General features: G+C 60.7%; 24 protein-coding genes. 14 read left to right on the forward strand and 10 right to left on the reverse strand.

Features of this window, described 5'->3' with window-relative positions:
- Positions 1-89: 89 nt before the first annotated feature.
- A complete protein-coding gene (locus GO988_RS18060; RefSeq protein ID WP_157568107.1) occupies positions 90-1,988 on the reverse strand; it encodes a peptidoglycan D,D-transpeptidase FtsI family protein in 1,899 nt (632 codons plus the stop codon).
- A 181-nt stretch (positions 1,989-2,169) separates the two neighbouring features.
- Here GO988_RS18060 and GO988_RS18065 point away from each other — a divergent pair, with 181 nt between their 5' ends.
- Both GO988_RS18065 and GO988_RS18070 read left to right on the forward strand, forming a co-directional pair.
- Positions 2,170-3,054, forward strand: coding sequence for a class I SAM-dependent methyltransferase (locus GO988_RS18065; protein WP_317164912.1), 885 nt, complete (start codon positions 2,170-2,172; stop codon positions 3,052-3,054).
- A 144-nt stretch (positions 3,055-3,198) separates the two neighbouring features.
- Positions 3,199-4,146, forward strand: coding sequence for a Ppx/GppA phosphatase family protein (locus tag GO988_RS18070; protein WP_157568109.1), 948 nt, complete (start codon positions 3,199-3,201; stop codon positions 4,144-4,146).
- Here the strand turns inward: GO988_RS18070 and GO988_RS18075 are convergent.
- Positions 4,081-5,220, reverse strand: a complete 1,140-nt coding sequence (locus GO988_RS18075; RefSeq protein ID WP_317164913.1) for a zinc-binding metallopeptidase family protein — start codon at positions 5,218-5,220, stop codon at positions 4,081-4,083. The two genes, GO988_RS18070 and GO988_RS18075, sit on opposite strands and share 66 nt — an antisense overlap.
- Before the next feature lie 230 nt (positions 5,221-5,450).
- On the opposite strand from GO988_RS18075, the gene GO988_RS18080 reads away from it, so the two are divergent.
- The 8 genes from GO988_RS18080 to GO988_RS18115 all read left to right on the forward strand — a co-directional run bounded on the left by GO988_RS18080 (position 5,451) and on the right by GO988_RS18115 (position 14,101).
- Positions 5,451-6,899, forward strand: a complete 1,449-nt coding sequence (locus GO988_RS18080; RefSeq protein WP_157568111.1) for a circularly permuted type 2 ATP-grasp protein — start codon at positions 5,451-5,453, stop codon at positions 6,897-6,899.
- Between the two features lie 159 nt (positions 6,900-7,058).
- Positions 7,059-7,994 carry an alpha-E domain-containing protein gene (locus GO988_RS18085; protein WP_157568113.1) on the forward strand — a complete coding sequence of 312 codons (936 nt, stop codon included), beginning with the start codon at positions 7,059-7,061 and terminating at the stop codon, positions 7,992-7,994.
- 111 nt (positions 7,995-8,105) lie between these two features.
- Positions 8,106-9,080 (forward strand): transglutaminase family protein, encoded by a 975-nt coding sequence (locus GO988_RS18090; RefSeq protein ID WP_157568115.1) that lies wholly within the window; start codon positions 8,106-8,108, stop codon positions 9,078-9,080.
- A gap of 90 nt (positions 9,081-9,170) precedes the next feature.
- Positions 9,171-10,232: an Ldh family oxidoreductase gene (locus GO988_RS18095; protein WP_157568117.1), complete on the forward strand. Its 1,062-nt coding sequence runs from the start codon at positions 9,171-9,173 to the stop codon at positions 10,230-10,232.
- A 32-nt stretch (positions 10,233-10,264) separates the two neighbouring features.
- Positions 10,265-10,801: a GNAT family N-acetyltransferase gene (locus GO988_RS18100; RefSeq protein WP_157568119.1), complete on the forward strand. Its 537-nt coding sequence runs from the start codon at positions 10,265-10,267 to the stop codon at positions 10,799-10,801.
- 28 nt (positions 10,802-10,829) lie between these two features.
- Positions 10,830-12,251, forward strand: coding sequence for an alpha-amylase family glycosyl hydrolase (locus tag GO988_RS18105; protein ID WP_198172884.1), 1,422 nt, complete (start codon positions 10,830-10,832; stop codon positions 12,249-12,251).
- A 113-nt stretch (positions 12,252-12,364) separates the two neighbouring features.
- A complete protein-coding gene (locus tag GO988_RS18110) occupies positions 12,365-13,720 on the forward strand; it encodes an alpha-amylase family glycosyl hydrolase (RefSeq protein ID WP_157568122.1) in 1,356 nt (451 codons plus the stop codon).
- Between the two features lie 48 nt (positions 13,721-13,768).
- On the forward strand, positions 13,769-14,101 hold the full coding sequence (locus tag GO988_RS18115; RefSeq protein WP_157568124.1) for a DMT family transporter: 333 nt from the start codon (positions 13,769-13,771) through the stop codon (positions 14,099-14,101).
- Positions 14,102-14,237: 136 nt separating this feature from the next.
- On the opposite strand, the gene GO988_RS18120 is transcribed toward GO988_RS18115, so the two are convergent.
- On the reverse strand, positions 14,238-16,235 hold the full coding sequence (locus GO988_RS18120; protein ID WP_198172886.1) for a M1 family metallopeptidase: 1,998 nt from the start codon (positions 16,233-16,235) through the stop codon (positions 14,238-14,240).
- Between the two features lie 180 nt (positions 16,236-16,415).
- Between GO988_RS18120 and GO988_RS18125 the strand changes: the two genes are divergently transcribed.
- From GO988_RS18125 to GO988_RS18135, 3 genes are all read left to right on the forward strand, one after another.
- Positions 16,416-17,003, forward strand: coding sequence for a nitroreductase family protein (locus GO988_RS18125; RefSeq protein WP_157568125.1), 588 nt, complete (start codon positions 16,416-16,418; stop codon positions 17,001-17,003).
- Between the two features lie 70 nt (positions 17,004-17,073).
- Complete coding sequence (locus GO988_RS18130) at positions 17,074-17,478, forward strand: VOC family protein (RefSeq protein ID WP_157568127.1); 405 nt, start codon at positions 17,074-17,076, stop codon at positions 17,476-17,478.
- A 21-nt stretch (positions 17,479-17,499) separates the two neighbouring features.
- On the forward strand, positions 17,500-18,441 hold the full coding sequence (locus GO988_RS18135) for a hypothetical protein (protein ID WP_157568129.1): 942 nt from the start codon (positions 17,500-17,502) through the stop codon (positions 18,439-18,441).
- 22 nt (positions 18,442-18,463) lie between these two features.
- Here the strand turns inward: GO988_RS18135 and GO988_RS18140 are convergent, their stop codons facing one another.
- Genes GO988_RS18140 through GO988_RS18150 form a run of 3 tightly spaced genes read right to left on the reverse strand, consistent with a single transcriptional unit; the run spans position 18,464 to position 20,525 of the window.
- Positions 18,464-19,705, reverse strand: a complete 1,242-nt coding sequence (locus GO988_RS18140) for an MFS transporter (protein WP_157568131.1) — start codon at positions 19,703-19,705, stop codon at positions 18,464-18,466.
- Positions 19,702-20,052, reverse strand: a complete 351-nt coding sequence (locus tag GO988_RS18145) for a hypothetical protein (RefSeq protein ID WP_157568134.1) — start codon at positions 20,050-20,052, stop codon at positions 19,702-19,704. Before GO988_RS18145 ends, GO988_RS18140 begins: the two co-directional genes overlap by 4 nt.
- Positions 20,053-20,084: 32 nt before the next feature.
- Positions 20,085-20,525 (reverse strand): MarR family winged helix-turn-helix transcriptional regulator, encoded by a 441-nt coding sequence (locus tag GO988_RS18150; protein WP_157568136.1) that lies wholly within the window; start codon positions 20,523-20,525, stop codon positions 20,085-20,087.
- 160 nt (positions 20,526-20,685) lie between these two features.
- Between GO988_RS18150 and GO988_RS18155 the strand changes: the two genes are divergently transcribed.
- The gene (locus GO988_RS18155; RefSeq protein ID WP_157568138.1) at positions 20,686-21,651 is read left to right on the forward strand and encodes an aldo/keto reductase; all 966 of its coding nucleotides are present in this window, start codon (positions 20,686-20,688) and stop codon (positions 21,649-21,651) included.
- A gap of 103 nt (positions 21,652-21,754) precedes the next feature.
- Here the strand turns inward: GO988_RS18155 and GO988_RS18160 are convergent, their stop codons facing one another.
- The 4 genes from GO988_RS18160 to GO988_RS18175 form a co-directional block, all read right to left on the reverse strand.
- Positions 21,755-22,261 (reverse strand): SgcJ/EcaC family oxidoreductase, encoded by a 507-nt coding sequence (locus GO988_RS18160; protein ID WP_157568139.1) that lies wholly within the window; start codon positions 22,259-22,261, stop codon positions 21,755-21,757.
- A 386-nt stretch (positions 22,262-22,647) separates the two neighbouring features.
- Entirely contained in the window at positions 22,648-22,854 is a 207-nt protein-coding gene (locus GO988_RS18165; RefSeq protein ID WP_157568142.1) for a hypothetical protein, read from the reverse strand.
- 117 nt (positions 22,855-22,971) lie between these two features.
- Positions 22,972-23,796 (reverse strand): AraC family transcriptional regulator, encoded by an 825-nt coding sequence (locus GO988_RS18170; RefSeq protein WP_157568144.1) that lies wholly within the window; start codon positions 23,794-23,796, stop codon positions 22,972-22,974.
- Between the two features lie 91 nt (positions 23,797-23,887).
- Positions 23,888-24,880 carry a transglutaminase-like domain-containing protein gene (locus tag GO988_RS18175; RefSeq protein ID WP_157568145.1) on the reverse strand — a complete coding sequence of 331 codons (993 nt, stop codon included), beginning with the start codon at positions 24,878-24,880 and terminating at the stop codon, positions 23,888-23,890.
- Between the last annotated feature and the right edge of the window lie 3 nt (positions 24,881-24,883).

Consider the following 24,883-nt stretch of genomic DNA (forward strand, 5'->3'; position numbering starts at 1 on the left):
TAGGGTTAATGGGGACTGGGGGCAGCTAGCAAGGCGCACTTTATGCACGCGCATTTATCGAGCTGCTGGCATGCTCAAACAATACGTGCTTACCTAAAATGCCCGGTGAGGTCGCCGCAACGCAGCCAGTATTCCCACTTTTTGCGGCGGGGAGCGATTTTGCCGCGCAGGTATTTTTCCATGATGAGCGCGGCGCAGGGCGCAGCCGATAGCCCGCCAAACCCCGCGTTTTCGAGGTACACGGCCACCACGATGCGCGGCTTCGTAGCGGGCGCAAAGCCGCCAAAGGTGGCGTGGTCGTCGCCCTCGTCGTTTTGCACGGTGCCGGTTTTACCAGCCACCGTAATGCCTACGTCGGCAAGGCTTGCCAGCTCGGCGGTGCCACCGCGCTGCATGGCAGCCACCATGCCAGGCACGAGCGCGGCAAAGTTGACGCTATCAACCAAGGTGCGATGCTTCTGGGTAAACCGGGGCAACGGCTGTCCAGACTGGCCCACGGCCCGCACAAAATGGGGCGTGATGTACCAGCCCCGGTTCGCGACGGTAGCCAGCACATTAGCCGTTTGCAGGCCGGTAAGGTTGATTTCGCCCTGCCCAATGCTGAGCGAATAAATCGAGGCAAACGACCAATACTTGGTGCGGCGCGCCTTGTCGTAGTAGGCGGGGGTAGGCAGAAAGCCCGGCTGCTCGCGGGCAATGTCTACGCCCAGCAGCGTATCGAGCCCAAATGATTTTACCTGCCGCCGCCAGGCCGCCAAATGCGCGTGGCGGGCCAGCACCGTGTCAGCGGCCGTGGCGGCCGAATCGGGCCGCGGCTCCACTACCGCCCGCAACACCTGGTAGAAGTAGGGATTGCAGCTGTATTTGAGGGCCATCGTCAGGTTGCGGGCGCGCGGGTGCGGGTGCACGCAGTTGATAAGCGACTGGTCGCAGGCAAATGAGGTATCGGCCTTGATGGCCCCTAATTGCAAGGCCACGGCAGCATTCACCAGCTTAAAAACCGAGCCGGGTGGGTTGGCCTGCACAGCCGGGCGGTTGAGCAGCGGGCGGTTTTCATCGTCGCGCAGCAGGGCTCGGCGCTCCGCACTGCGGCTTGGGTCAGTGAGGGTGGCGGGGGCGTAGCTGGGGGCCGACACGCAGGCCAGGATTTCGCCGGTGGTGGGGTCGAGGGCCACGAGGTAGCCGCGCCGCTCGCCTAGCAGGCGCTCGGCATAAGCTTGCAACCCGGCATCAATGCTCAGGTGCAGGTCTTGGCCTTGGCGAAAAACGGTGTCGGCGGCCCAGCGGCCGTGCACCTTGCCGTGGCCGTCGGTGCGGGGGTGGTAGGCGCCGCGGTGGCCGGCTAGCAGGTTATTATAATAGCCCTCTACCCCACTGTTGCGCAGGCGGTAGTAGCGGCCGCGCTCCAGCTTTTGAGCCAAGTACAAGAACTGCTGCGCATTGGCCGGCTGGTAGCCCAGCACGGGCGCCGCCACGTTGGTGAGGTAGGTACGCGCGCGCTGGCGGCGCACCACCAGGCCGGGCCACTCGCGGGCGTGGCGGCGCAGGCTGTCCGCCTCGGGCTTGGTGAGGGCTAGCTCGATGGGCCAGCGCTGCACGCGGGGCGGGGCGGGCTTGGGCTTGGCCGTATCGGGGGGCATGGCGCCCGTAGAATCGGCCACTAACAGGGGGTAGCGGGGCGGCGGCCCCGCCGGCAGGCGAGCCGCAAATACCCGCGCCTGCAAAGCACCTTCGGGCCAGCCCATCAGCTGGTTAAACGCCACGGTGTCGAGTTGCGGCAAGTGCGGCAGCGTAAGGGTGTAGTGCGCTTGCAGGGCCACCAACAGCTCGCCGTGCCGGTCCATAATCCGGCCCCGTACGGGCTCGTACACTTCGCGGCAATTATAATATTCTTCGCCCGGCGCCGAGGCAGTTGGGGCCGAACACGCGCCCAGGCCAGCCAAAGCGAGCGTTATAATTACATGGTTTAAAGGGAAGGCGCGGAGCATTAGGTAAAGTTACGGCTGGGGTAGCGGAGCGGGGGTAGGGCTTCGCTGAACGGGCACTGGCACTATTTGAAGAATGCTTTGCACGCGACGAACGCGCCACGCGCGTCCTGCTGCTGATGTGGTGCCCAGCTCCACGCACGCTGGTTTACCGGCTGGCCCTTGGTAGCCGTACTTTTGCCCCGTGTACGACTTCCTTACCACATCCCCCTGGCCCGACTACGCGTTGCTCGACAGCGGCAATTTTCAAAAGCTAGAGCGCTTTGGCCAGTACGTGCTGGCGCGCCCCGAGCCGCAAGCCATCTGGGACCCCGCCCTACCCCCCGCCGATTGGCACAAGGCCGATGCCACCTTTGCCCGCGCCCCCGGCAGCACCGAAAAGGGCCAGTGGAGCCTCAAAAAAGGCATGCCCGAGCAGTGGGTTATTGGCTACGAGCGACCCGATGGACTGCGCTTGAAATTTCGGCTGGGGCTGTCGTCGTTCAAGCACGTGGGGCTATTTCCGGAGCAAGACCCCAACTGGCAATTTATTTATAACCAGACTCGTAAGCGCCGGGCTACCCTGCCGCGGGTGCTCAACCTATTTGCCTATACCGGCGCCGCCACGCTGGCCGCCCGCGCCGCCGGGGCCGACGTGACGCACCTGGATTCGGTGAAGCAGGTCAATTTCTGGGCCCGCGATAATATGGAGGCCAGCCAGCTCGACGGTGTGCGCTGGCTCGTGGAAGATGCCATGAAGTACGTGCGCCGCGAAGTGAAGCGCGGCAGCAAGTACCAAGGCCTCATCCTCGACCCGCCCGCCTACGGCCGCGGCCCCAACGGCGAAAAGTGGCAGCTCGAAGATGAGCTAAACGAGCTGCTCAAACTCAGCCAGCAGCTACTCGACCCTGAGGACCACTTTTTTGTGGTGAACCTCTACTCACTGGGCTTTTCGGCGCTCATTCTGGACAACTTAACGCAGGCCATCTTTCCCGGCAAAAAAGCCGTGCGCGAGCTAGGTGAGATATACTTGCACGATGCCGGCCAGCGCAAGCTGCCGCTGGGCACGTTTTGCCGCTTTGCCACATAGCGTCTGCTTTTCTAAAAAGAACGTCATGCTGAGCGAAGCGAAGCAGCTTGCCAGGGGTAGTAGTACCTCAACGAAGCAGGCGAGATGCTTCGCTTCGCTCAGCATGACGTTCTTTTACATTATCTGCTTCCGCAATTATTTTTTATGCACGCTCCCGTTCATCACCGCCGCCTGGCCCTTATCGACATGGGTACCAACACCTTCCACTTACTAATTGTGGAAGACCGGCCCGGCCAGCCGCCGCATACGCTGGTGCGCACCAAGGTGGGCGTGCGGCTGGGGGAAGGCGGCATTAGCCAGGGCGAAATTGCGACGGCTCCTTACGCCCGCGCCTTGCAAACGCTGCGCGGCTTTAAGGAAGAAATAGAGCTGCACCAAGTGACCGAAGTGCGCGCCACGGCCACCAGCGCCATGCGCGTCTCGCGCAACGGGCCCGACTTGGTGCGCGATATTTTAAACCAAACGGGTATTCAGGTGGAGGTGATTGGGGGCGAACGCGAGGCCGAACTCATTGCCAAAGGCATTCGACAAGCGGTGCCGCTGGGGCCCGAAAAGCACTTGCTGATGGATATTGGCGGCGGCTCGGTTGAGTTTATCATTGCCAATGCCGACACCATTTTCTGGAAGCACAGCTTTGAAATCGGCGCGCAGCGGCTCCTAGACAAGTTTTTTTCGGACCCTACGGGCGTATTTTCCCAAACAGCTTTGGCGGCCGAGCTGGAATTTTTGGCGGAGGTGCTGGCGCCGCTTACCGCAGCCGTGGCCGAATTTAGCCCGTTGGCCGGGCTGGTGGGCAGCTCGGGCAGCTTCGATACCATGGGCGACTTGTCGGTGGGGCGCGTGCGGCGCGAGGCCGATTTGCCGCCTACCACGGCTATCGACGTCGAAGATTTTCGACAGCATTTTGCCCTGCTGCTGAGCCTCGACCACGACGGGCGCGTAGCCCTACCCGGCATGTTCCCGATGCGGGCCGACATGCTAGTAGTAGCCAGCGTAATCATTTATTTCGTCTTGAAAACCTACGATTTACGCCACATTACCGCTTCCGCCTTCGCCCTGAAGGAGGGGCTGCTGGCCGAGCTGCTGGGCTGAGGCCAGACCGGCCCGCTCGCCCGCCACTTTGTGGATGAAGGCCAGCTTTTTGGTCACGTCTGGGCTGATAATGAAGGGGTAGGGGTCGGGCAGGCCCATGCTACGGTTAAGGCTATTCATGGCAAACGTGAGAGGCAGCCACATGTCCATAATCTTCGCAAAATCAGCTAGTTGATAAGGGTCTCGGATGGCGGCGCGCAGGCCCTGTTCGGGGCGCGTGTCGAGTGGGTCGAGGCGCAGGCCAAAGGCATAGGCCGTTTGCAGCGTATCGATGATGTGCAAGTAGTGGGCCCAGGTTTCGGCCCAATCTTCCCAGGGGTGGCTGGTGGCGTAGGAGCTGATATAGTGCTGCTGCCAGTCGGGTGGGGCGCCCTGGGCGTAGTGTTTTTTGAGCGACTCCCCATAATCCTGGCGGTCGTCGCCAAAGAGCTGGCGGAACTCCGCTAGGTTGGGCGAATCGTCGATAAGGCGGTCCCAATAATAATGGCCCACCTCGTGGCGAAAGTGACCCAGCAAGGTGCGGTACAGCTCGTGCATCGACTGCCGGGCTTGCTCGCGCTCAATGGCGTCAGCTTCGGCTATATTGATGGTAATAAGTCCATTATCATGGCCAGTCATTACCCGCTGCTCGGGGCTTTCATCGGCTTTGAAATCAAATTGCAGGCCTTCGTCGGGGTACACGCGCTTGCTCACCACGGGCAGGTGCAGGCACAAGAGGCTATATACCAAGCGGTGCTTGGCCACCTCAATGGCCTGCCAGCGGCTGAGGTAGCCGGGGTGGCTTAGGTCGGGAATGGTGCGGTTGAGGTCGCAGGCCATGCAAAAGGGTGTGGCGCTGCCCGCAGGCACCAGCCAGTTGCAAGCATCGTGCTGGTGATTAGCGCAGTAGCTGTACGCACTTGCCGTATCGGCAGGGGCGCCGTAGAGCCGGTAGCTGGTACCATCGGGCTGCGCTTCGAGGGGCAGCAATTGCAGTTGCGTAGCCTCAAAGCCCAAGGCATAGTAGCACTTTTCGCACCGGCTGTTTTCAAAGTACAGCACTTGGCCGCAGTGCGTGCAGGTAAAGAGTTTCACAAAGATGAAGGCTGGTAGTGCGCTTCTTAACGAGTAGCAGGCAACGAGGTTGAGCTGAAATTACCTGATTGGTTGAAAATGCGTATTCCCAGCTAGCCCTTTTCCTTTCGCAGGGTACTTGCTGATAAATGGCATTGAATTGAGAATTTTAGTTGTTTATTTAGCCCCGAGTATTCGCTTTAGCTAGCTTTTGCGCCTAAACTACCTTCGCATCCCTACCCCCTACTTTTATGCCTGCCAATACGCTACTGACTTCCTACCAGGAACACCCTCAGGTGTGGGACGAGATGTTTCGGGCCGAAGGGGTGCGGCCCGAGTACCAGCATTTTGCCGCGGCCATCGAAAACCTAGCGGGCCTGGAGATGACCCGCAAGGACGAGCTAGCCAAGAAACTCTTTATGAGCCAAGGCATTACGTTTACTGTTTATAACAGCGGCGAGGGCATCGAGAAGATATTTCCGTTCGACATCATTCCGCGCATCATCAGCAACTCGGAGTGGCTGCGCATTGAAGCCGGCATCAAGCAGCGGCTGAAAGCGCTCAATATCTTTCTTAAAGACATTTACCATCAGCAATTTATCATCAAAGATGGCGTGGTGCCCGCGGCCTTGGTGTACTCCTGCCCGCAGTTTGTGCGTGAGATGATGAACGTGAGCGTGCCGCACGATGTGTACACGCACGTAGCGGGGGTAGACCTTATCCGCGACCACGACGGCGAGTTTTACGTGCTCGAAGACAACCTGCGCACGCCCTCCGGCGTGTCGTATATGCTGGAGAATCGAAGCATCACGTACCGCATCTTCCCCGACTTGCTGCCCAAGAGCAATGTGCTGCCGGTGAAGGACTACCCCGCCCTGCTCTACCGCAACCTGCTGGCGCTGGCCGGCCCGCAAACCAGCGACCCCACAGTGGTATTGCTCTCGCCGGGCATCTACAACTCGGCGTATTTTGAGCATAGCACGCTGGCCCGCCTCATGGGCATTCAGCTAGTGGAGGGTAGGGATTTGATTGTGCATAACCACTTTGTGTACATGAAAACGACCAAGGGCCTGGAGAAAGTGGACGTTATTTACCGGCGCGTTGACGATGAGTTTTTGGACCCGCTGGCCTTCCGGCCCGACAGTGCGCTGGGCGTGCCAGGCCTCTACTGGGCCTACCGCAAGGGCAACGTGGCCATCGTGAACGCTATGGGCAATGGCGTAGCCGACGACAAAGCCGTGTACTGCTATGTACCCGACATGATTCGCTACTACCTGAACGAGGAGCCCATTCTGAAGAACGTGCCAACCTACCAACTCGCCGACCCCGAGCACCGCGAGCTCGTATTTGGCCAAATGGACAAGATGGTAATTAAGCGCACCAACGAGTCGGGCGGCTACGGAATGCTCATCGGCAGCGCCGCCACCGAGCAGGAAATGGACGCCTTCCGCCAGGCTATTTTGGGCGACCCGCGCAGCTTCATTGCCCAGCCCATCATCAGTTTGTCGTCTACCCCTTGCTACATTGATGGCAAGCTTCAGCCGCGCCGCATCGACCTGCGGCCCTTTGCGCTGTGCGGGCCCTCGGGCATCGACATTGTGCCCGGTGGCCTCACGCGGGTGGCACTCAAAGAAGGCTCATTGATTGTGAATTCGTCGCAAGGCGGGGGTAGCAAGGATACTTGGGTGCTGGGAGGGTGAGACCTCAGTGGTATCCCCTACCCTCCCCAGAAGAGCGGCGCCAGGCGATGCTGGCCGCGAATTTTATTGATGCCTTTACTCAACGTACTTATCTGGCTCCCTTCTTTTTTGGAGAGGGGGTAGGAGGTGAGATTCACCCGCTAGAATGACCCATCACTTATGCTAAGCCGCGTTGCCGACACCATTTACTGGCTGGCCCGCTACATGGAGCGCACGCAAGCCATGTTGCAGGTTATTCGTATTCAATACATTGCCTCGCAAGACGAGCCCCATTACTGGGGCTGGCAGCCGCTGCTGAACACCTACGGCGACCTCTCTGACAAGGAAATAGCCAAGCGGGCGCCCCACACGCCGCAAGTGCTTTACCACCTGGTTTTTGACCGCGAAAACGCTGCTTCGGCTTACCGCAACATCGTGCAGGGCCGCGAAAACGCCCGCGCCGTGCAAGACCACATCAGCAAAGAGGTATGGCAGAGCTTGAACGACTACTACCACCTGATTCGGCACGATGCGGTGGCGCACCAAACGCTGGGCGAAGACCCTGTATCGGGCCTCGATGCGCTGATTCAGCAGGGCGTGCTGTACGTGGGCACGGTGCAAAACACCATGCCCCGCGACGAAGGCTACATCTACCTCAAGCTGGGTAAGTTTTTGGAGCGCGCCCTGCAAACGGCCGACCTGCTGCGCTTAAACCAGCACCTGTTTGCAACCGAAAATGAGTCGGTGGCCGGGGCACCCGAACTGCGCTATCTGCTTTATGGCTTGCTGGGTTACGAGCTGTATATCAAGACCTACCAAGGCCACCTAGAGGCCCGCAGCGTGCTCGAATTAGTGCTTTATAATGCCGATTTTCCGCACTCGCTTATTTACAGCCTGGGCCAGCTGCTGCGCTACTGCGAGCGCCTGAAAGACAAAAGCCGCCCCGAGAGCTACGAGCACCTGCGTTTTCTCATTGGCAAGGCGCGTACTACGGTGGCCTACAGCACCTTGCAAGACCAAAAAGGCGAAGCGCTTGAGAAATTTCTGGCCCAAGTGCGCAGCGAATTGCTCGACATTACTACGGCGCTCAGTAGCTCCTTTTTTGGCAATGGCTGAAAGTCAAGTAGCAGTTATCAATCATCAATTATCAGTAAGCACTTAGTTAGCTGACCATTGAGCCTGTATTGACAACTGATAAGTGCTCACTGATAATTGACAATTGAACTTATGCCTTCTTATAAAATACAGCACCGCACGCGCTATGCCTACGCGGCGCCCGTTATCGACTGCGCCAACCAGCTGATGATATACCCGCTGCCCGATGCCCGGCTGACGGTGAAGAGCCACAACGTCAGTATTTCGCAGCAACCAGAGGTGGCGCTGTTCACCGATTATTTTGGCAATCAGGTGGGGGTATTTTCGCTCATTCAGCCGCACTCTGAGTTGGTTATTGAGTCGCTGGCCGAAGTAGAAACCCACGCCATTCAGTTTCCGATGGATGAGGCCGACGCGGCCACGCAGTGGGAAAACCTAGCCAGCCTGCGCACCGATATGGCTTTTATGGACTACCTGAAGTCGCCCCATTCGGAGCTAGAGCCGGAGATACGGGCGGCGCTCGGCAGCGTACTCACCTACGGCGACAAGCCGCTGAAACAGGCGCTGCAACTCTCGGAGTACGTATACGAAAACTTCCAGTACCAGCAGGGCGTCACGAGCATCGAAACACCCATTGAGGAAACCTGGCGGCTGCGGGCTGGGGTGTGCCAAGACTTTACGCACCTGCTGCTGTACTTGCTGCGCCTCATCCAGTTGCCCGCCCGCTACGTGAGCGGCTACGTGTGCCCCCGCGAGGAAGGCGTGCGCGGGGCAGGTGCCACCCACGCTTGGGTCGAGGTGTACGTGCCCTTCTACGGCTGGCTGGGCCTCGACCCCACCAACAATTGCATCGTCAACGACGGGCATGTGCGCGTGGCCATTGGGCGTAGTTTTGCCGACGTTACGCCCGTTAAAGGCACGTACAAAGGCACCGGGGCGCACACGCTGGAGGTGTCGGTGCACATCGAGAACGGCCAGCCCCTACCCACCGATAACCAGCCCGACGTACCCGTGTACGTGCAGCAGGCCCCTACCCCCCCCGAGCCCGTGAACTCGTACCGCAAGTACGTAACCTGGGAGCAGCAGCAGCAACAACAGCAGCAATAAGGCGAGCAAGACGACTTTTGTAGCTCGTGCCCCGCTCGTAGGCAGTTGCCGAACCGGTTGGCGCGCTATAAAACGTCCTTGTTTCCTTTCATGACTTTTTCTTACCAACAGCTTTTCAGCTTCGCCGAGCAGGTATTCCTGGCCATCGGCTGCCCACCCGCCGACGCTACGCTCGCCACCGAAACCTTGCTCTCGGCCGATTTGCGGGGGATAGACTCGCACGGCGTGGCGCGCCTCTCGGGCTACGTGCGCCTTTGGGAAGCAGGCCGCATTAACGCCACACCCCGCGTAGGCGTCACCTACGAAACGCCCAGCACGGCCGTAGTCGATGGCGACGGCGGCCTGGGCCTTGTGGTGGGCCCCAAGGCCATGCGCATTGCCATGGCGAAAGCCGAGCTGGTGGGTACGGGCTGGGTTTCAGTGAAGAACTCCAACCACTTCGGCATTGCCGGCTACCACGCCATGCTGGCGCTGGCCCAAGACATGATAGGGGTGGCTATGACCAATGCCTCGCCGCTCGTAGCACCTACTTATTCGCTCGAAAGGCTGCTGGGCACCAATCCCATTGCCGTAGCCGTGCCCGCTGGCGAGCAGCCCGACTTTGTGCTCGACATGGCCACTACCACGGCGGCCAACGGTAAGCTTGAAATCGCGCAGCGCAAGAACTTGCCTATCCCTACCGGTTGGGCGCAGGACGCGGCCGGCCACCCCAGCACCGACGCCAACGCCGTGAAAAACGGCGGCGCCTTGCAGCCCTTGGGCGGCGAAACCGGCTCGCACAAAGGCTACGGCTTGGGCGCGGTGGTCGATATCTTCTCGGCTGTGCTAAGCGGGGCGAATTACGGGCCTTGGGTGCCGCCATTTGTGGCGTTTCTGCAACCCTCGGCCAATCCGGTGGGCCAGGGCTTGGGTCACTTTTTCGGGGCGATGCGCGTCGATGCCTTTCGGCCCGCCGACGAGTTCAAAAGCCACATGGACAACTGGATAACCACCTTCCGCAACGCGCAAGCCGTAGCGGGCAAGCACGTGCTCATCCCCGGCGACCCTGAGCGCGACATGGCCGCGCACCGCCTACTCGAAGGCCTACCCCTGCTCGACGCCGTGGTGCAAGATTTGGAGGGGGTAGGCAAGAAATTTGGCGTGAAGCTATAAGAGCGGCCCACCCGCCTTACTTGGTTACGTGTATGCAGCCTTTCTCTACGGAGCGCCTGCTCCTTCGCCCGCTACTAGCCACCGATGTCCGCGGGATGTTTGCGCTAGACCGCGACCCGGCCGTGCACCGCTACCTGGGGGGCATTGGGGGGCCGCGCCCGGCTAGCCTGGCCGATAGCCAGGCCACGATTCAGTTTATTCAGGCCCAATACGTGGCCAACGGCATCGGGCGCTGGGCGGTACTGGAGCAGGCTACCGGCGCGTTTATGGGCTGGGCGGGCCTGAAGCTGGTGCCCGGCCCGGTGAATGACCAGCGTGATTTTTACGACCTGGGCTATCGCTTTCTCCCGCGCTATTGGGGCCAAGGCTACGGCTACGAAGCCGCCCGAGCCTGGCTAGCCTATGGCTTCGAAAGCCTGGCGCTGCCCCGCGTGTGCGCCTACGCCGACGTGCACAACACGGGTTCGCGCCGCATCCTGGAAAAAATCGGTTTGCAGTTGGGCAACACGTTTGTGGAAAACGGCACTGCCTGCGCTTGGTATGAAGCGCGGAATCCCGTTCTTACGTAAGCCTTTTTCCCACCCTACCCCCTGCTCCATGCGCAAGTTTCTAGGCCTGCTGCTCGCCTTGGCCGCCTGTTCTTCCCCCGACAACTCGACGCAAACCAGCCAGGCCAATACCAACGCGTGCCGCCCGCCCGCGCCGTTCACTATCAAGCACCCGGCCTGGGCCACCAACGCCAGCCTCTACCAGGTAAATGTGCGCCAGTACACGCCCGAAGGCACTTTCCGAGCCATCGAGCCACACCTGGCTCGCCTGCAAAAGATGGGGGTAGGCATACTGTGGCTGATGCCGGTGCAGCCCATTGGCGTGGCCAAGCGCAAGGGCAAGCTCGGCAGCCAGTACTCGCTGCGCGACTACCGCAGCGTGAACCCCGAGTTTGGCAGCATGGCTGATTTGCAGCACCTTATCGGCGAAGCGCACAAGCTGGGGATGCACGTCATTCTCGACTGGGTGGCCAACCACACCAGCTGGGACAGCAAGCTGAGCCAAGAGCACCCCGACTGGTTTACCAAAGATGCCAAAGGCCATTTTGTGCCGCCCGTGGCCGACTGGCAGGATGTGATTGACCTCGACTACCGCAAGCCCGCCTTGCGCCAATACATGACCGAGAGCATGGCGTTCTGGGTGAAAACGGCCAGCTTCGATGGCTTCCGCTGCGACGTGGCCGGGCTGGTGCCCACCGACTTTTGGGACGCCACGCGGGCCGAATTAGAGAAAACTAAGCCCGTATTTATGCTAGCCGAGTGGGACGAACTGCACGACCCACCCTTCCTGCCCAAAGGCACGTTCACGCCGCACACGCATTTGCTCGAAAAGGCTTTTGATGCAACTTACGCGCTCAAGCTGCACTACCTCCTGGACAGCATCGCGCAGGGCAAAAAGCCGGCGGCGGCCCTACCCGGCTACTTCGCCACCGAGCGCAAGATGTATCCGGCCGGCGTGTACCTAATGAATTTCACCAGCTCGCACGACGTCAATTCCTGGGACAATCCGGAGGATGTGCGCCTGGGTAAGGATGCCCTACCTATGGCCGTACTCACGACCTTGCTACCCGGTATTCCGCTGGTATACAGCGGCCAGGAAGCGGCTTCGACTAAGAAGCTGCGCTTTTTTGACAAGGATACTATTCAGTGGAGCCGCTACTCGCGGGAGCAATTTTACACCACGCTCTTGCAGCTTAAAAAGACTAACCCGGCGCTGCGCAACGGCGACGCCTGCGCCAAATTCACCATTCTGCCGGCGCCAACGGGCTGCTTTGCCTTCGAGCGCGCCACGGCCGACGGTAAAGCGCGCGTGCTAGTAGTAACGAACCTGAGTGAGCAGCCGCAGCAGTTTCAGCGGCCAACCGGGGCGGCCAACTTTACCGATGCTTTTGCGAGCGCCAGCGGGCCGGTGCAGGAGCCGCAGCTCCAACTGCCGCCCCACGGCTGGCGGGTGCTGGTAGCGCAGCAATAGCTGTAGGGCAAACGCTGCAAGTTTGCGAATAATAACGGCCACTGGCTGCCGGCCGTAAACAAAGCCACGCACCGTTCTTCGCGCGGACTCAGTAGAGTCCGCGCTACTTTTTTATGTCTGACCTACCACACCCCCACGAGCACCGCTTCACCGTGCGCCACCCCGAGTGGGCCGCCAAAGCCTCCATCTACGAAGTAAATGTGCGCCAGTACACGCCCGAAGGTACTTTCCAGGCCTTTGAGGCGCACCTGGCCCGCCTGCAAAAGATGGGGGTAGGGATAGTATGGCTGATGCCGATTCACCCGATTGGGGCAGTTGGCCGCAAAGGCTCGCTGGGTTCGCCTTATGCGGTGCAGGACTACTTTGGCGTGAACTCTGAGTTCGGGACGCTCGACGATTTGAAGCACCTCGTGCAAACCGCCCACGACCTGGGCCTACGCGTGATTCTGGACTGGGTGGCCAACCACACCAGCCGCGACAACGCCCTCCTCGAACAGCACCCCGACTGGTACCAGCACGATGCCCAGGGCCAACTGGTGCCGCCCGTGGCCGACTGGACCGACGTAGTGGCCCTCGACTATACCAACCAGGCCATGCGCCAGTACATGACCGACGCGCTCTGCTACTGGGTGCGCGAGGCCGATATTGACGGCTACCGCTGCGACGTGGCTGGCCTCGTACCCACCGACTTCTGGGACGAGGTGCGGCCGGCGCTGGAGGCTATTAAACCCGTATTTATGCTGGCCGAGTGGGACGAGCTTTACCCCTCGGGCGGCCTCACCTGGGAGGAATTTAACTCCGAAACCCAGCTGCTCGAAAAGGCCTTCGACATGAGTTTCGGCCTGCGCTTGCACTACCTGCTCGACCACATTGCCGAAGGCAAAAACACCCTGGCCGATATCGACGAGTACCTGGCGGCCGAGCGCGAAAAATACCCGCCCAGCGTGTACCTCATGCACTTCACTAGCAACCACGACGTGAACAGCTGGGACGGCACCGAGTACGAGCGCCTGGGCCCGTTGGCTCTTTCCTTCGCCGTGCTCATGGCGCTGCTACCGGGCATGCCCCTGCTCTATTCGGGCCAGGAAGCAGCCTTGGCTAAGCGGCTGGCGTTCTTCGACCGCGACCCGATAGACTGGCAGGACTACCCCCTCCAAGCTTTCTATACGAAGCTCCTTCAACTCAAAAAACGCCACCCGGCCCTGCGCAACGGCGACGCCACCAGCCGCATCCAGCGCCTCGCCGGGCCGGCCGGGCTGTATGGCTTCATCCGCGAGAAAAACGGCTCGGCCGTGGTTGTGCTCATCAATGCCACGGCCGAGCCGCTGGTGCTGCCCGGCCAGCGTATGCTCGTGGCTGCCCAAAAAGGGTTGTTCGATGTATTCAGCGGCGAAGCGCTAATCTTAGCCCAAGACAAGGCACGCACCGTGCCCGCCCACGGCTGGCGCGTGCTGCGCACCCGCGACTAACCGCAGTAGCTTAGCTGCTGCCAGCCCAAGCTACCTAGCTGTTTCGCCATGATGCCCTACGTATTCCTTTTCCTCGCCATTGTCAGTGAAGTCATTGGCACCACCGCACTTGCGGCCTCTAACCAGTTTACGAGGCTCGGGCCCAGCCTAATCACCGTGGCGGGCTACGGCCTAGGGTTCTATTTTTTTAGCTTTGCGCTGAAGGCCATTCCGATGGGCGTGGCCTACGCCATTTGGGGCGGGGTAGGTATTGTGCTGGTCACGGTTATCGGCTTCGTTTTCCTCAAGCAGCGGCTCGATTTTCCGGCGTTGGCGGGCATTGCCCTCATTGTAATTGGGGTACTGGTGATGCAGCTTTTTTCCAAGACCATTGCGCACTAAGAGCCGGTTTAGAAATTAAAAAGGCCGTCTTGCCTCGACAAGCTCAGCAGGACGGCCTAATAAAAGCGTTTTTAGCAAAACATAACCCTGCACTAAGCCCGTAGCGCGAAGCGAAAGTCTCGCGCTACTTTGCTGCTTATTCGGCTAGTTTCACCGGTTTCCAGGTGTTGTTGGCCTTGTTCACGTCGGGCAAAATATTGGTTGGATTCAGCACTACCGACGTGAGGGGCGAAGTAGAATTGTGGCGGAACGTCCAGGTGCCGCCCCGCTGCCAGATTTCGACGGGCAGGTGTACGGTGCTGGTTTTGCCGTTGGCTTCCTTGATTTCGGCCGTGACGGGCATAGCGGCCTGGCCCTGGTTTTCAATTGTGATAAGCGCGCCCTTGGCCGGGTCTTGGTTGACGTAGGCCACCGACGTAACGGCCTGGTCGAGCAGCCAATTTTTGAAGAACCACTCGTGCCAGAACCACGTCAAGTCTTCGCCCCCAACTTCTTGCATGGTGCGGAAAAAATCGCGCGGCTGCGGATGCTTGAACGCCCAGCGCTGGATGTAGCTGCGAAACGCGTAGTCGAACCGCTCGGGACCGAGTATTTCCTGGCGCAGCAGGTACAGGCCGTAGCCGGTTTTGCTATAAGCCGCGTAGCCCAAGTTGCGCGACTGCGTTACGTCGGGCACGGTGTAGGGCACGTCCTCAGTGGGGTCTTGCAGGTTTTTGAGGATGGTGGGCACGGTGGTGCCCTCCACATTAGCCCGCTCCTTGTACTCGCCGCCGTTGAAATTTTTGGTGGATAAGATGTTGATAAACGTGTTGAAACCCTCGTCCATCCACGGGTATTTGCGCTCGTTGGAGCCCACAATCATCGGAAACCAATTGTGGCCAAACTCGTGGTCGGTCACGCCCCAGAGGCTGCCTTTGGTCGATTTCGCACCGCAGAATACAATACCCGGGTACTCCATGCCGCCCACCACGCCGGCCACGTTGGTAGCCACGGGGTAGGTGTACTCGTACCACTGTTTTGAATTGAATTCGATGCTCTTTTTCACGTACTCGGTGCTGCGGTTCCAGGCCGTATCCTGGGCCGCTTCGGCGGGGTAGAGCGACATGGCCAGCGACTTGCGCCCACTGGGCAAGTTCATTTTAGCGGCATCCCACACAAAGGCCGCCGAAGCCGCCCAGGCCACATCGCGCGCCCGCTGGCACCGGAAGTGCCACGTCAGGCGGCCGTTGCGGCCGGCCGGGCGCGAGGCCGCCTGCGTCACCTCCTCGGCGCTGCGCAGCACCACCGTTTTGTCGGAGCCCGCGGCTTGCGCCAAGCGCTTCACCTGGGTAGGCGTCAGCACTTCGGCGCCATTCATCAATTCGCCCGAGCCGCCCACTAAGTAATTGGCAGGCACGTTGAGGGTATAGTCGAAATTGCCGTATTCGAGGTAAAACTCGGCCGACATATACGGCAGTGTATTCCAGCCCTCCACGTCGTCGTACACGGCCATGCGCGGGTACCACTGCGCCACCTCGAATATTTCGCCGTTGCGGGTTTTGAGGCGGCCCAAGCGGTCGGCGCCGTACTCGGGAATGTTGAAGGCGTAGGCAACCGTAATTTTCAGCTTGTCGCCGTGCGGCTTCATGGCTTCGGGCAGCATGATTTGCATGCGCGTATCCGTCACCCGGTAGTTGGCTTTCAGCTTCTTACCGTGCAGCTCAATGCTCACAGTTTGCAGCGAGTCGCCGCCCTGAAAGCCGCGCGCGCCGTTGCCGAAGCGGCTGCCCGCCACGGGCGTAGCCGCCGCCCCACGCGAGCTCGCCCGAAACAGGTTTTGGTCGAGCTGCACCCACACGAAGGGCAGCTCGTCGGGGCTGTTGTTGGTGTACGTAATAGTGACGGTGGCCGCGACACGGGCCGCCTTCTCGTCGAGCGAAGCGGCTATTTGGTAGTCGGCCGCGTTTTGCCAGTACGTGGCGCCGGGCTTGCCGCCGGCCGTGCGCGTGGCCGGCCCCGCCTGGTCGAGGTAGTTGGGCATGAACAGGGTGCGGGCATTGTAGGGAGGTAGGCCCCCGGCTTGTTGGGCGTGGGCTGGCCCCGCTAGCAGCAGCGCCGCACCAGCAAGCAACTTGGCAACAGAAATTTTTGGCATGAGATACAGTAGCGCAGTAGGCGTCGCGACAAAAGTAACGGCGGCCGCTGCGGCTGGTGCCAATAGGAGGCCCCTATTATGGCATCCAAGCACTTAAATCAAAATGCGACCGAGACGGTTTTTAACCTGGGCATTTGGCGCCCTACCCCGGCTTTTTCTTCGCTGTACTTTCTTCAACTTATGCCTTCCTCCCTCGACCCGCAACTGGTCAACGACCTCATTCGCACGCGCCGCAGCGTGTTTGCTCCGCAGTTTGAACAAGGCAAAACCATCCCCGACGACCTCATCTGGCAGCTGCTCGAAAACGCCAACTGGGCGCCCAGCCACAAACGCACCGAGCCGTGGCGCTTCACCGTTTTTACGGGGGTAGGGCTGCAAAAGCTGGCCGAGTTTCAGGCCGAACTGTACAAGCATACCGCCGGCCCCAAGTTTAGCGAGGGCAAGTACGACAAGCTGCTGAGCACCCCCACGCAGTGCTCGCACGTTATCGCCCTGGGCATGCACCGCACCGACGCCGGCCTGCCCGAAATTGAGGAAGTTGAAGCCGTGGCCTGCGCCGTGCAAAACCTGGCGCTTTCGGCCCACGCCTACGGCCTGGGCGGCTTTTGGAGCAGCGGCGGCATCACGTACACCGAGGAAGCCAAGGCGTTTTTTGGCCTCGGCCCGGCCGATAAGCTACTAGGTTTCTTTCAATTGGGCTACGTGCGGGTGCCCTCGCCCGACAGCAAGCGCGGCCCCGTGCAAGAGAAAACCCGCTGGGTGAGCTAGCCTCGCGCGGCGGCCCGGGCGGGCTCCTGCCGCCTGGGCCGCCGCGCGCCGCACCGCTTACTTTGCGCCCATGACTACTCCCGACCCCTTGCGCCTGCTGGGCGTGCACCACATCGCCATTATTTGCGCCAACTACGCCGTGTCGAAGGCATTTTACAGTGAAATACTGGGCCTCGACATCGTGCGCGAGGTTTATCGGGCTGAGCGCGATTCGTATAAGCTCGACCTGGCCGCGCAAGGCCAGTACATTATCGAGCTGTTTTCCTTCCCGGGTCCGCCGCCGCGCCCCAGCCGGCCCGAGGCGCAGGGGCTGCGCCACCTAGCCTTCGCGGTGGCCGATGTAGCGGCGGCCATTCGGCACCTTGAGGCGCACCACGTGGCGTGCGAGCCCATTCGGGTAGATGAGTTTACGGGCCGGCGCTTCACGTTTTTCAGCGACCCCGACGGCCTACCCCTCGAATTGTACGAAAGCTAATTTGTTGCGCAACTTCGGCTTATGCTAAAACTCTACTGCCTGGCCCTGCTGCTGGCGCTGGCGGGCTGCGCCACCCGCCCCCCCGCCCGCCTGCAAGTAGCGGCCGGCTACTGCGACCCGCCCCTGCCCTACCGCTACGACCCCGCCTACTCGCCGCAGCCCAACTTTGAGGCGGCCCTCACGCCCGAGCTGCTGGCCCGCTACCCCCGCCGCAACCTGCTCACGGCCAATGCGGCGGGCATCCTGCCCCTGCTGCGCGCGCTGCTAGCTCTCGAAGCCCAGGCCCGCCAGCACCCGGGCCCCGCCGCCGAGCTGGCCGTACTGCGCCAGCGCCAGCACATAGCCGCGCAAGTGGCGCTGGTGAGCACTACCGTGGCCAGCGTGGCCGCCGAGCTTGACTGTGAAGGCGAGCGCGCCGACCAGGTAGCCGGCTACCTCAACGAGCAGGACAGCCACCGCACGCAGCGGCTCAACGTGTTGTCCATCAGCATTGGGGCGGCTAGCGGCATTGGCACGACCGTTATTGACAACCAGCCGGCGCAGTATGCGTTTGGCATTGGGGGCGGGCTGCTGGCGGCGGGCCTAGGCCTGCTGACTCTGACGGGCGGCCACGCCATCGAGTTTGACCACCCGCGCAATTTGCTGGCCGAGGTGTGGAATGAAAAACCGACTTCTGCCCTATTTCCGCCCAGCGTGTGGTACATGCTCACCGAGCCGGCGTTCAGCAACAGCGGCCAAACGGCCATTGCCCACAACACGCGCCGGCGCTGGGAGCACTACGGCCAGCTGGCGCACCCCGAGTCGAAGGATGGCCAGAAGCTAGCAGCTTTGCTTTTTGGCGCGGGCGGCCAGTACTCAGCCGACCAGCTCACGGTGCGCGCCAACATGCTCAACGAGCTGCAATCGGCGGTGCGCCTGCTCAACCAGGAGTTGCAAGGCCTGCTGCTGGCGCTGAATGAATAGTGAGCTGGCCCAGTCTGCCCGCTTAAGCGGGCTGCGGGGCTGGCGCGGGGGTAGGCGGGTCAGCCTGGGTTTGGCGCAAGTTGCGCACGTAGAGCAGGCCTACTAGCAAGGCCAACGCGCCCTCGGCCAGCACCGTGGCCCGCACACCAAAGCGCGCGGCGGCTGCCCCCACCACTAGGCTACCTAGTGGCAGCGCGCTCGTGTACACCAGCACGTAGAGGCTGATAACCCGGCCGCGCATGGCCGGCAACACCGTGGTTTGCAGCAGCGTAACGTTGAGGGTAGTCTGGGCCATCATCCCAAACGCTCCTACTACCAAAAAGGCCAGCGCCAGCGCAAACCACGGCGTGTAGGCAAACAGCAGCAGCCCTACCCCCAGCACGAAGGTGTTAACGGTTATTATCTTGTTTAAATCGGTGCTCGGCGGCAGCGACGTCAGGTACAGTGCCGCCCCGAAGCCGCCCAGCCCAATAGCCCCATCCAGCAGGCCGAAAGTGGTGGCCGTGCCCTGAAAAATGTCTTTCGCATACACCGGCATGAGAGCGGTAAACGGCAGCACTAGCAGCGCCATCAGCCCCAGCGTGGTGATAATAAACTGAATACTTGCCGTATCGCGCACATACCGAAAGCCATCGGCCAGCTCGCCCAGAATGGGTTGCGTGCGCGGCTTGGCCACGTAAACGGGTAGCCGCAGGGCGAGCAGCGACCCAATAACGGCCACGAAACTGAGTGCATTCAGCCCAAAGCAGGCATCGGCCCCCAACTTCTCGATGGCCAGGCCCGCCAAGGCCGGCCCCAGCAGCTTCGAGAGGTTGAGCATGGAGGAGTTGAGGGCCACCGCGTTGGGCACGTCCTGCTTATCATCCACCAAGTCGTACACCAGCGACTGCCGGGCCGGCACGTCGAAGGCATTAATAATGCCGAGCACCGCGCTCAATACGATAATAGCGCCTACCCCCTCGTAGTGCCAAAACACGGCCAGCGCCAGCAGCACGGCCTGCACCATCGATAGCACCTGCGTGAGCAGCAAAACGCGGTAGCGCGAGTAGCGGTCGGACACAACACCGCCGAGCAGCGAGAAAATGGCCGAGGGGAAAAGCGTAGCAAACACGCTCACGCCCAGCATAAACTTGGAGTGCGTTTGGGCATACACTACCCAGCTCACCGCCGTTTTTTGCATCCAGGTGCCCAGCAGCGACAACGACTGACCGGCAAAAAACAAACGAAAATTGCGGCTGCGAAACGCGCGAAAAGCCTCCTTCATATGCCAGCAGAGGGTAAAGGCGGCGCTACTGGCGCATTGCCCCCGTGCAATTGGCCAAAGTGCCGCGCTAGCTGCAAAGCCATAAGCAGCACCCCTAAGCCCAAGACCAGCGCATCGAGGGTAGCGCGCAGGCTGAATTTTCCTACGTGCAGCACTAGCAAATAGCTCGCTACTAGGTTAAACACACCCCAAAACACATTTACCGTCGCCGACGATAACCCTACCCCCGGCGGCTTGGCAAACGGGCTCTGGAAGGCCTGCCCCATGGTGCCACTAAGCAGGTGAGGCAAGGCATTGGCTAAGAAAGCGCCGCCAAAAAAGTAAGAAACGTAGGGAAGCCAAGCCATAGCACTCGGTTTTATTTTAGATAGGTCGCCGCTTAATCAAAGTCAATTATTTTCTCCAGTACCCGCACGGCTTGGCTGAGGCTGGCCAACTCCGGGGCCGAGCAGGTGGCTTGCAGCGCGCGGTGCAGCCAGTCGTCGAGCTCTTGCCGCACGGTGGGCAAAATGGCCTGGCCGGCGGCCGTGAGGCCAATGCGCACCTTGCGCTTGTCGGTGGCCTGGGGCTGGCGCGTGATGTAGCCCAACTCGTGCAGGTGGCTCAGTATCTGCGACATCGATTGGGTAGTTACTTTTTCGCGCGCGGCCAGCTCGCTGGGCAACAGCGACTCGTGCTGGTCGAGCAATTTAATTACCGACCGCTCGGTGAGCGAAAGCGTGCCATGCAGCGGCGAGTGAGTGCGTAGCTTTTTAATCAGCCTAGACACTACCGTGCGCAGCTCGGCAGCCAGGTGCTGGGAATCGGGGGGGGTAGGCATACTTGAAAGTAAACTTGTTAGTTTACTTACCAAATATACGCCAAGTTTTTGGTTTGGGTTAGTGGCCGGCAGCCCGGCGCCGTTAACTCAAACTGTTCTCAGGAGTTATTACACTTACCTCAGCAGAGGTTTTCACTCCTTCATTCCAGAATCTTAGGTAATGGCAACGCATCGTGAACTCGGCCACTCGGGCCTCCATATTGCCCCGCTCGTGCTGGGCGGCAACGTATTCGGCTGGACGGCCGACGAAAAAACTTCCTTCGCCGTGCTCGACGCCTTCGTGGCGGGCGGCGGCAATGCCATCGACACCGCCGATGTGTACTCGGCCTGGATACCCGGCCACGAAGGCGGCGGGCAGTCCGAAACTGTGCTTGGCAAGTGGCTGGCCCAGCGCGGCCGCCGCGACGATGTGCTCCTCTTCACGAAAGTGGGCATGGAGCTGGGCCCCGACAAAAAGGGCCTGTCAAAAGCCTATATCAAGCGCGCCGTGGAAGACTCGCTGCGCCGCCTGCAAACCGATTATATCGACCTCTACCAGTCGCACAAAGACGACGAAAGCCTGCCCGTAACCGAGCCGCTTGAGGCTTACGCCGAACTGCTGCAAGAAGGTAAAATCCGGGCCATCGGCGCTTCCAACTTCTCGCCCCAGCGCCTGCAAGCGGCCCTCGACGCCGCTCAAAACGGACTACCTCGCTACGAAAGCTTGCAGCCCGAGTACAACCTCTACGACCACGCCACCTTTGAGCAGGACGACCTGGCCATTGTGCAGGCCAGCGGCATGGGCGTAATTCCGTATTTTGGGCTGGCCGCGGGCTTCCTCACCGGCAAATACCGCACCGCGGCCGACTTGCAGAAAAGCCCGCGCGGCGCCGGCATCGGCAAGAAGTACCTCAACGACAAAGGCCTGGCTATCTTAAAAGCCCTAGACGCCGTGGCCGACCGCCACTCGGCCACCCAGGCCCAGGTAGCGCTGGCCTGGCTGATGCAGGCGCCCGGCATCACGGCGCCCATTGCCAGCGGTACCAGCCCCGGCCAAGTGCAGGAGCTAGTAGAGGCGATGGACTTACAACTCACCACCGCTGACGTAGCCGAGCTGCAAGTGCCCGAGCCAGCCAAGGCGGCGTAGCGCAGCCAAGCCCTAGCCACTAAAAAAGCCGCCTTAGCAAGGGCGGCTTTTTTTAGTGGCCAAAGTTTGTTTTAGCAGGTTGAAACCGGGCGATTCTGGCAGCTTATTCCTTTGCCAGAGTAGGGTCGTCGGCCGCCGCTTTGGCATCGACCAGCGTGTTTTGAAAGGCGGCGATGAGCCAGCGGCCTTGACGTTTTACGAGCACCGTAGTGTTGGCGGTTTGGGGGTGAGGCGGTACGCCGGGGGGTAGGGGCTTGCTACCCCGCACCACCAGCACCACGTCGGGGGTAAGGGGCCGGAGCGACAGCGCGGCCACATTCATAGGCGGAAACCTAACGTCTTTATACAGCTTATCGAACACCACTTGATGGCCTTTTTGCACGGCCGGCTCCCCTTCCCACAGCATACCCACGATGTTTATCGCCGTCACATCGGGGGTAGTGTACTCCACCATTTCCGAGAATTTATGGTCGTTCAAATTCTTCTGGAAGTGTTGCAGCGTTGCCACGATGGCCTCTTTATCGGTGGCGGGCAGCGGCGACGTAGTAGTTTGGGCGGCGGCCAGGTGGCTACTCGCTAAGGCAATAAGAAAGGGTAAGCAGCTTTTCATGGCAACAAGGGAAAAGGTAAATACAACTAACTATTAACTAGTACATTATCAAAAAACCTCATAGCTCACGCCTCACTTGCTAGCTGTTTTAATAGCATTGGCGGCCGCAACGCGAGCATCGACGAGCATATTCTGGCCGGCCGTGATGAGCCAGCGGCCCGGGCGCTTTACTAGCAGCATAGTAAACCTTGAAACTGACACCGGGCGTGGCGCAGGTCGGCATTTCCGCGAATTGTCGTTCAGATTTTTGACAAACTTGCTCAGCGTTACTTCGAGTTGCCTTATCAGCGGCTAGCAGCGAGGGGCCGGCATGTTGCGTCCGCGCTTGAAACTCAATAGCCAGCAGGCCAACAACAGGCATCGACAATGCCCTCCCATTAAATGGGTTAAGCGTATAGGGACGCGTGCACGATGTTCACCCCGCTCACGTCGGGCGTGGTGTAAGTGGCCATGTCGGCGAAGTGATGGTTGGTGTAATTGGCCGGCGTGCGGGCAACCACCCGGCGAATGGCGGCCTCATCGGCGGCCGGCAGCTGGGCAAAAGCACGGCTGCTCGCTAATAGCAGAACCAGGCTTAACAGGAAGATTTTCACGGAGTAGGAAGGACTAGTATGCAGCAAAATTCATACTCTCCTCCCCTGCTTTAGTAGTAAAAAACCGACATTTTCGCGCCCGTTGTGCGGCCGCCGCGCGGTCAGGCTACCCCTCCCTTAGCTGGCAACTGCTAGCCGCGTGTGGGTAGCATCGGCGGCCAGCAGCTGCGGCGGCGTGACGCCGGCAAAAGTTTTGAAATCGCGCACTAGGTGGCGGTAGTCGTAGTAGCCCGTTTGCACGGCTACGCTCAGCCAGTCGAGGTCGGGCTGCCGCTCCTTCAGCCGGAAGGCCTGGTCGAAGCGCACAATGCGGGCGTGCAGCTTCGGCCCCATGCCTACTCGCTCGATGAAGCTGCGCTCGAACTGCCGCGGGCTCAGGCACACCTCGTGGGCCAATTGCTCGATGGGCTGCGTCGCCCAGCCCCCCACCAGCTGCGGCAGCAGGGCATCGATGGGCCGGGCGGGGGGTAGGGCACGGCGCGCCAAGCGCAGCAGGTAGCTTTCGACCACGGCCACCATCACGCGGTAGTCGGTGATTTCGGCTAGGCGGTCGGCTACCTCGTCTACGGCGGGGCCGAGAACGGCGCGGCTTTCAAGTGCAAAATCAAATAGCTCCTTCACCGGCACTCCCAGCAGGCGGTGCAACCCGCCGGGCCAAAAAGCTACGCACACCACCAAGTGGTCGGCGGCAAAATTCAAATCGACCCGCGACACTTGCGGCCCTACCAAAATGCTGCGCGGCGACCGAATTTCGCGCGCCTGCCCGTAGTGAAAATTGCGCACCTCATCGCGCGGGTAAAAGAATAAAAACTGCTGCGGCGTCGGCGGCTGGGGCTTGGGCGCCGGTATGGGCCGGCCATTGGCCGTGCGCGTATGCGCTACCAAGTAGTGCTGCATAAAGGAGCGCAACGGCGCCGCCGGCGGGTAGAGGCGAAAGAACATACGAACAAGCGAATGATTGGCCGTAAAGTACTTACTGCCAGCATTAACTTGGCCTTAACCTGGCAAAAAAGAACGTCAGGTTTGCTATGTGCTACTTCGCCGCTATATCCTCAAAAGTGTAGGTTCGCTCCACATTTTCCAATGGCTTGCCATCGGCTTCGGCATACGGGTACACGAAGTAATTGAGCGGCGCGCCGGCTTGCTTGGGCGTGAGCGTCAGGTCGCGGCCGCGGGTGAACTCGACGCGGTTTTCGTCGTGGGCCCCGAAAAAGTAAGCGCGCTTGCTGGGGTCTTTGGCCGCCTCAGAGGCATCGACGGGCACCCAGCCAGTCTCCTTGGTGAAAAATTCGGCCCAGCAGTGGTAGCCTTTTATCTCGCCCTTGCCGCGCTGGGGGGGTAGGGGCAGCCCAATGCTGAAGCGCGCCGGAATGCCCAGCGCCCGGCAATAGCCAATAACGATGGCGTGAAAATCGGTGCAGTTGCCGCGCCGCGCGTCGCAGGCGTAGTAAATATCGCCGCGGCCCCAGCCCTGGCCGGTTTTATCGTAGGTGACGGTGCTCACCACGTGCTCGTAAATGGCCCGCGCCTTGGCTAGGGGGGTAGTAGCTTGGGCTTTATCAACTACTTCCTGGGCTTGGGCTTTAATTTTGGCATCGAGCGGCACGAGGCGGTCGGGAGCAAGCCAGCGGGTCAGGTTGGGGTCGGTAGCTTCGTTTTCAACGGGAGCCTTGTCGTCGGTGGCGCGCAGGTTGAGGTGCTCGCGGCGCGTCACGCGGGCCGTGAGCGTGACGGTGAGCGGCGCAGTGGGCACGGCGGCAGGCTTCAGGTGCAGCATTTGGTTGCCATACTGGTCGGTTTCGATGGTGTAGGGCGCACCTGCTTCAATTTTGAGGTCGCGTACATCCTGGCTCTTGTCGTTGTGCGGCACGGGCATCCACAGCTCCAGCGTGTGGGTGCCGGCGGCGGGCACGGGCACCGTGGCCCGGCACAGCAGTTGAAACGTGCGGCTGCGCGGCGCAACCGCAGTAGTAGCCGGCGCAGCGGTGGTGAGCAGCGCGGTGGCGGCAAGTAGCAGGGCTTTCATAGA

Source organism: Hymenobacter ginkgonis (assembly GCF_009755225.1).
GTDB lineage: Bacteria > Bacteroidota > Bacteroidia > Cytophagales > Hymenobacteraceae > Hymenobacter > Hymenobacter ginkgonis.

What these genes read in the sequence shown, in the direction of transcription:
- GO988_RS18060 (WP_157568107.1), bottom strand. Translation starts at nt 1,988, where the DNA reads ATGCTCCGCGCCTTCCCTTTAAACCATGTAATTATAACGCTCGCTTTG.
- GO988_RS18070 (WP_157568109.1), top strand. Translation starts at nt 3,199, where the DNA reads ATGCACGCTCCCGTTCATCACCGCCGCCTGGCCCTTATCGACATGGGT.
- GO988_RS18080 (WP_157568111.1), top strand. Translation starts at nt 5,451, where the DNA reads ATGCCTGCCAATACGCTACTGACTTCCTACCAGGAACACCCTCAGGTG.
- GO988_RS18085 (WP_157568113.1), top strand. Translation starts at nt 7,059, where the DNA reads ATGCTAAGCCGCGTTGCCGACACCATTTACTGGCTGGCCCGCTACATG.
- GO988_RS18090 (WP_157568115.1), top strand. Translation starts at nt 8,106, where the DNA reads ATGCCTTCTTATAAAATACAGCACCGCACGCGCTATGCCTACGCGGCG.
- GO988_RS18095 (WP_157568117.1), top strand. Translation starts at nt 9,171, where the DNA reads ATGACTTTTTCTTACCAACAGCTTTTCAGCTTCGCCGAGCAGGTATTC.
- GO988_RS18100 (WP_157568119.1), top strand. Translation starts at nt 10,265, where the DNA reads ATGCAGCCTTTCTCTACGGAGCGCCTGCTCCTTCGCCCGCTACTAGCC.
- GO988_RS18105 (WP_198172884.1), top strand. Translation starts at nt 10,830, where the DNA reads ATGCGCAAGTTTCTAGGCCTGCTGCTCGCCTTGGCCGCCTGTTCTTCC.
- GO988_RS18110 (WP_157568122.1), top strand. Translation starts at nt 12,365, where the DNA reads ATGTCTGACCTACCACACCCCCACGAGCACCGCTTCACCGTGCGCCAC.
- GO988_RS18115 (WP_157568124.1), top strand. Translation starts at nt 13,769, where the DNA reads ATGATGCCCTACGTATTCCTTTTCCTCGCCATTGTCAGTGAAGTCATT.
- GO988_RS18120 (WP_198172886.1), bottom strand. Translation starts at nt 16,235, where the DNA reads ATGCCAAAAATTTCTGTTGCCAAGTTGCTTGCTGGTGCGGCGCTGCTG.
- GO988_RS18125 (WP_157568125.1), top strand. Translation starts at nt 16,416, where the DNA reads ATGCCTTCCTCCCTCGACCCGCAACTGGTCAACGACCTCATTCGCACG.
- GO988_RS18130 (WP_157568127.1), top strand. Translation starts at nt 17,074, where the DNA reads ATGACTACTCCCGACCCCTTGCGCCTGCTGGGCGTGCACCACATCGCC.
- GO988_RS18135 (WP_157568129.1), top strand. Translation starts at nt 17,500, where the DNA reads ATGCTAAAACTCTACTGCCTGGCCCTGCTGCTGGCGCTGGCGGGCTGC.
- GO988_RS18140 (WP_157568131.1), bottom strand. Translation starts at nt 19,705, where the DNA reads ATGAAGGAGGCTTTTCGCGCGTTTCGCAGCCGCAATTTTCGTTTGTTT.
- GO988_RS18145 (WP_157568134.1), bottom strand. Translation starts at nt 20,052, where the DNA reads ATGGCTTGGCTTCCCTACGTTTCTTACTTTTTTGGCGGCGCTTTCTTA.
- GO988_RS18150 (WP_157568136.1), bottom strand. Translation starts at nt 20,525, where the DNA reads ATGCCTACCCCCCCCGATTCCCAGCACCTGGCTGCCGAGCTGCGCACG.
- GO988_RS18155 (WP_157568138.1), top strand. Translation starts at nt 20,686, where the DNA reads ATGGCAACGCATCGTGAACTCGGCCACTCGGGCCTCCATATTGCCCCG.
- GO988_RS18160 (WP_157568139.1), bottom strand. Translation starts at nt 22,261, where the DNA reads ATGAAAAGCTGCTTACCCTTTCTTATTGCCTTAGCGAGTAGCCACCTG.
- GO988_RS18170 (WP_157568144.1), bottom strand. Translation starts at nt 23,796, where the DNA reads ATGTTCTTTCGCCTCTACCCGCCGGCGGCGCCGTTGCGCTCCTTTATG.
- GO988_RS18175 (WP_157568145.1), bottom strand. Translation starts at nt 24,880, where the DNA reads ATGAAAGCCCTGCTACTTGCCGCCACCGCGCTGCTCACCACCGCTGCG.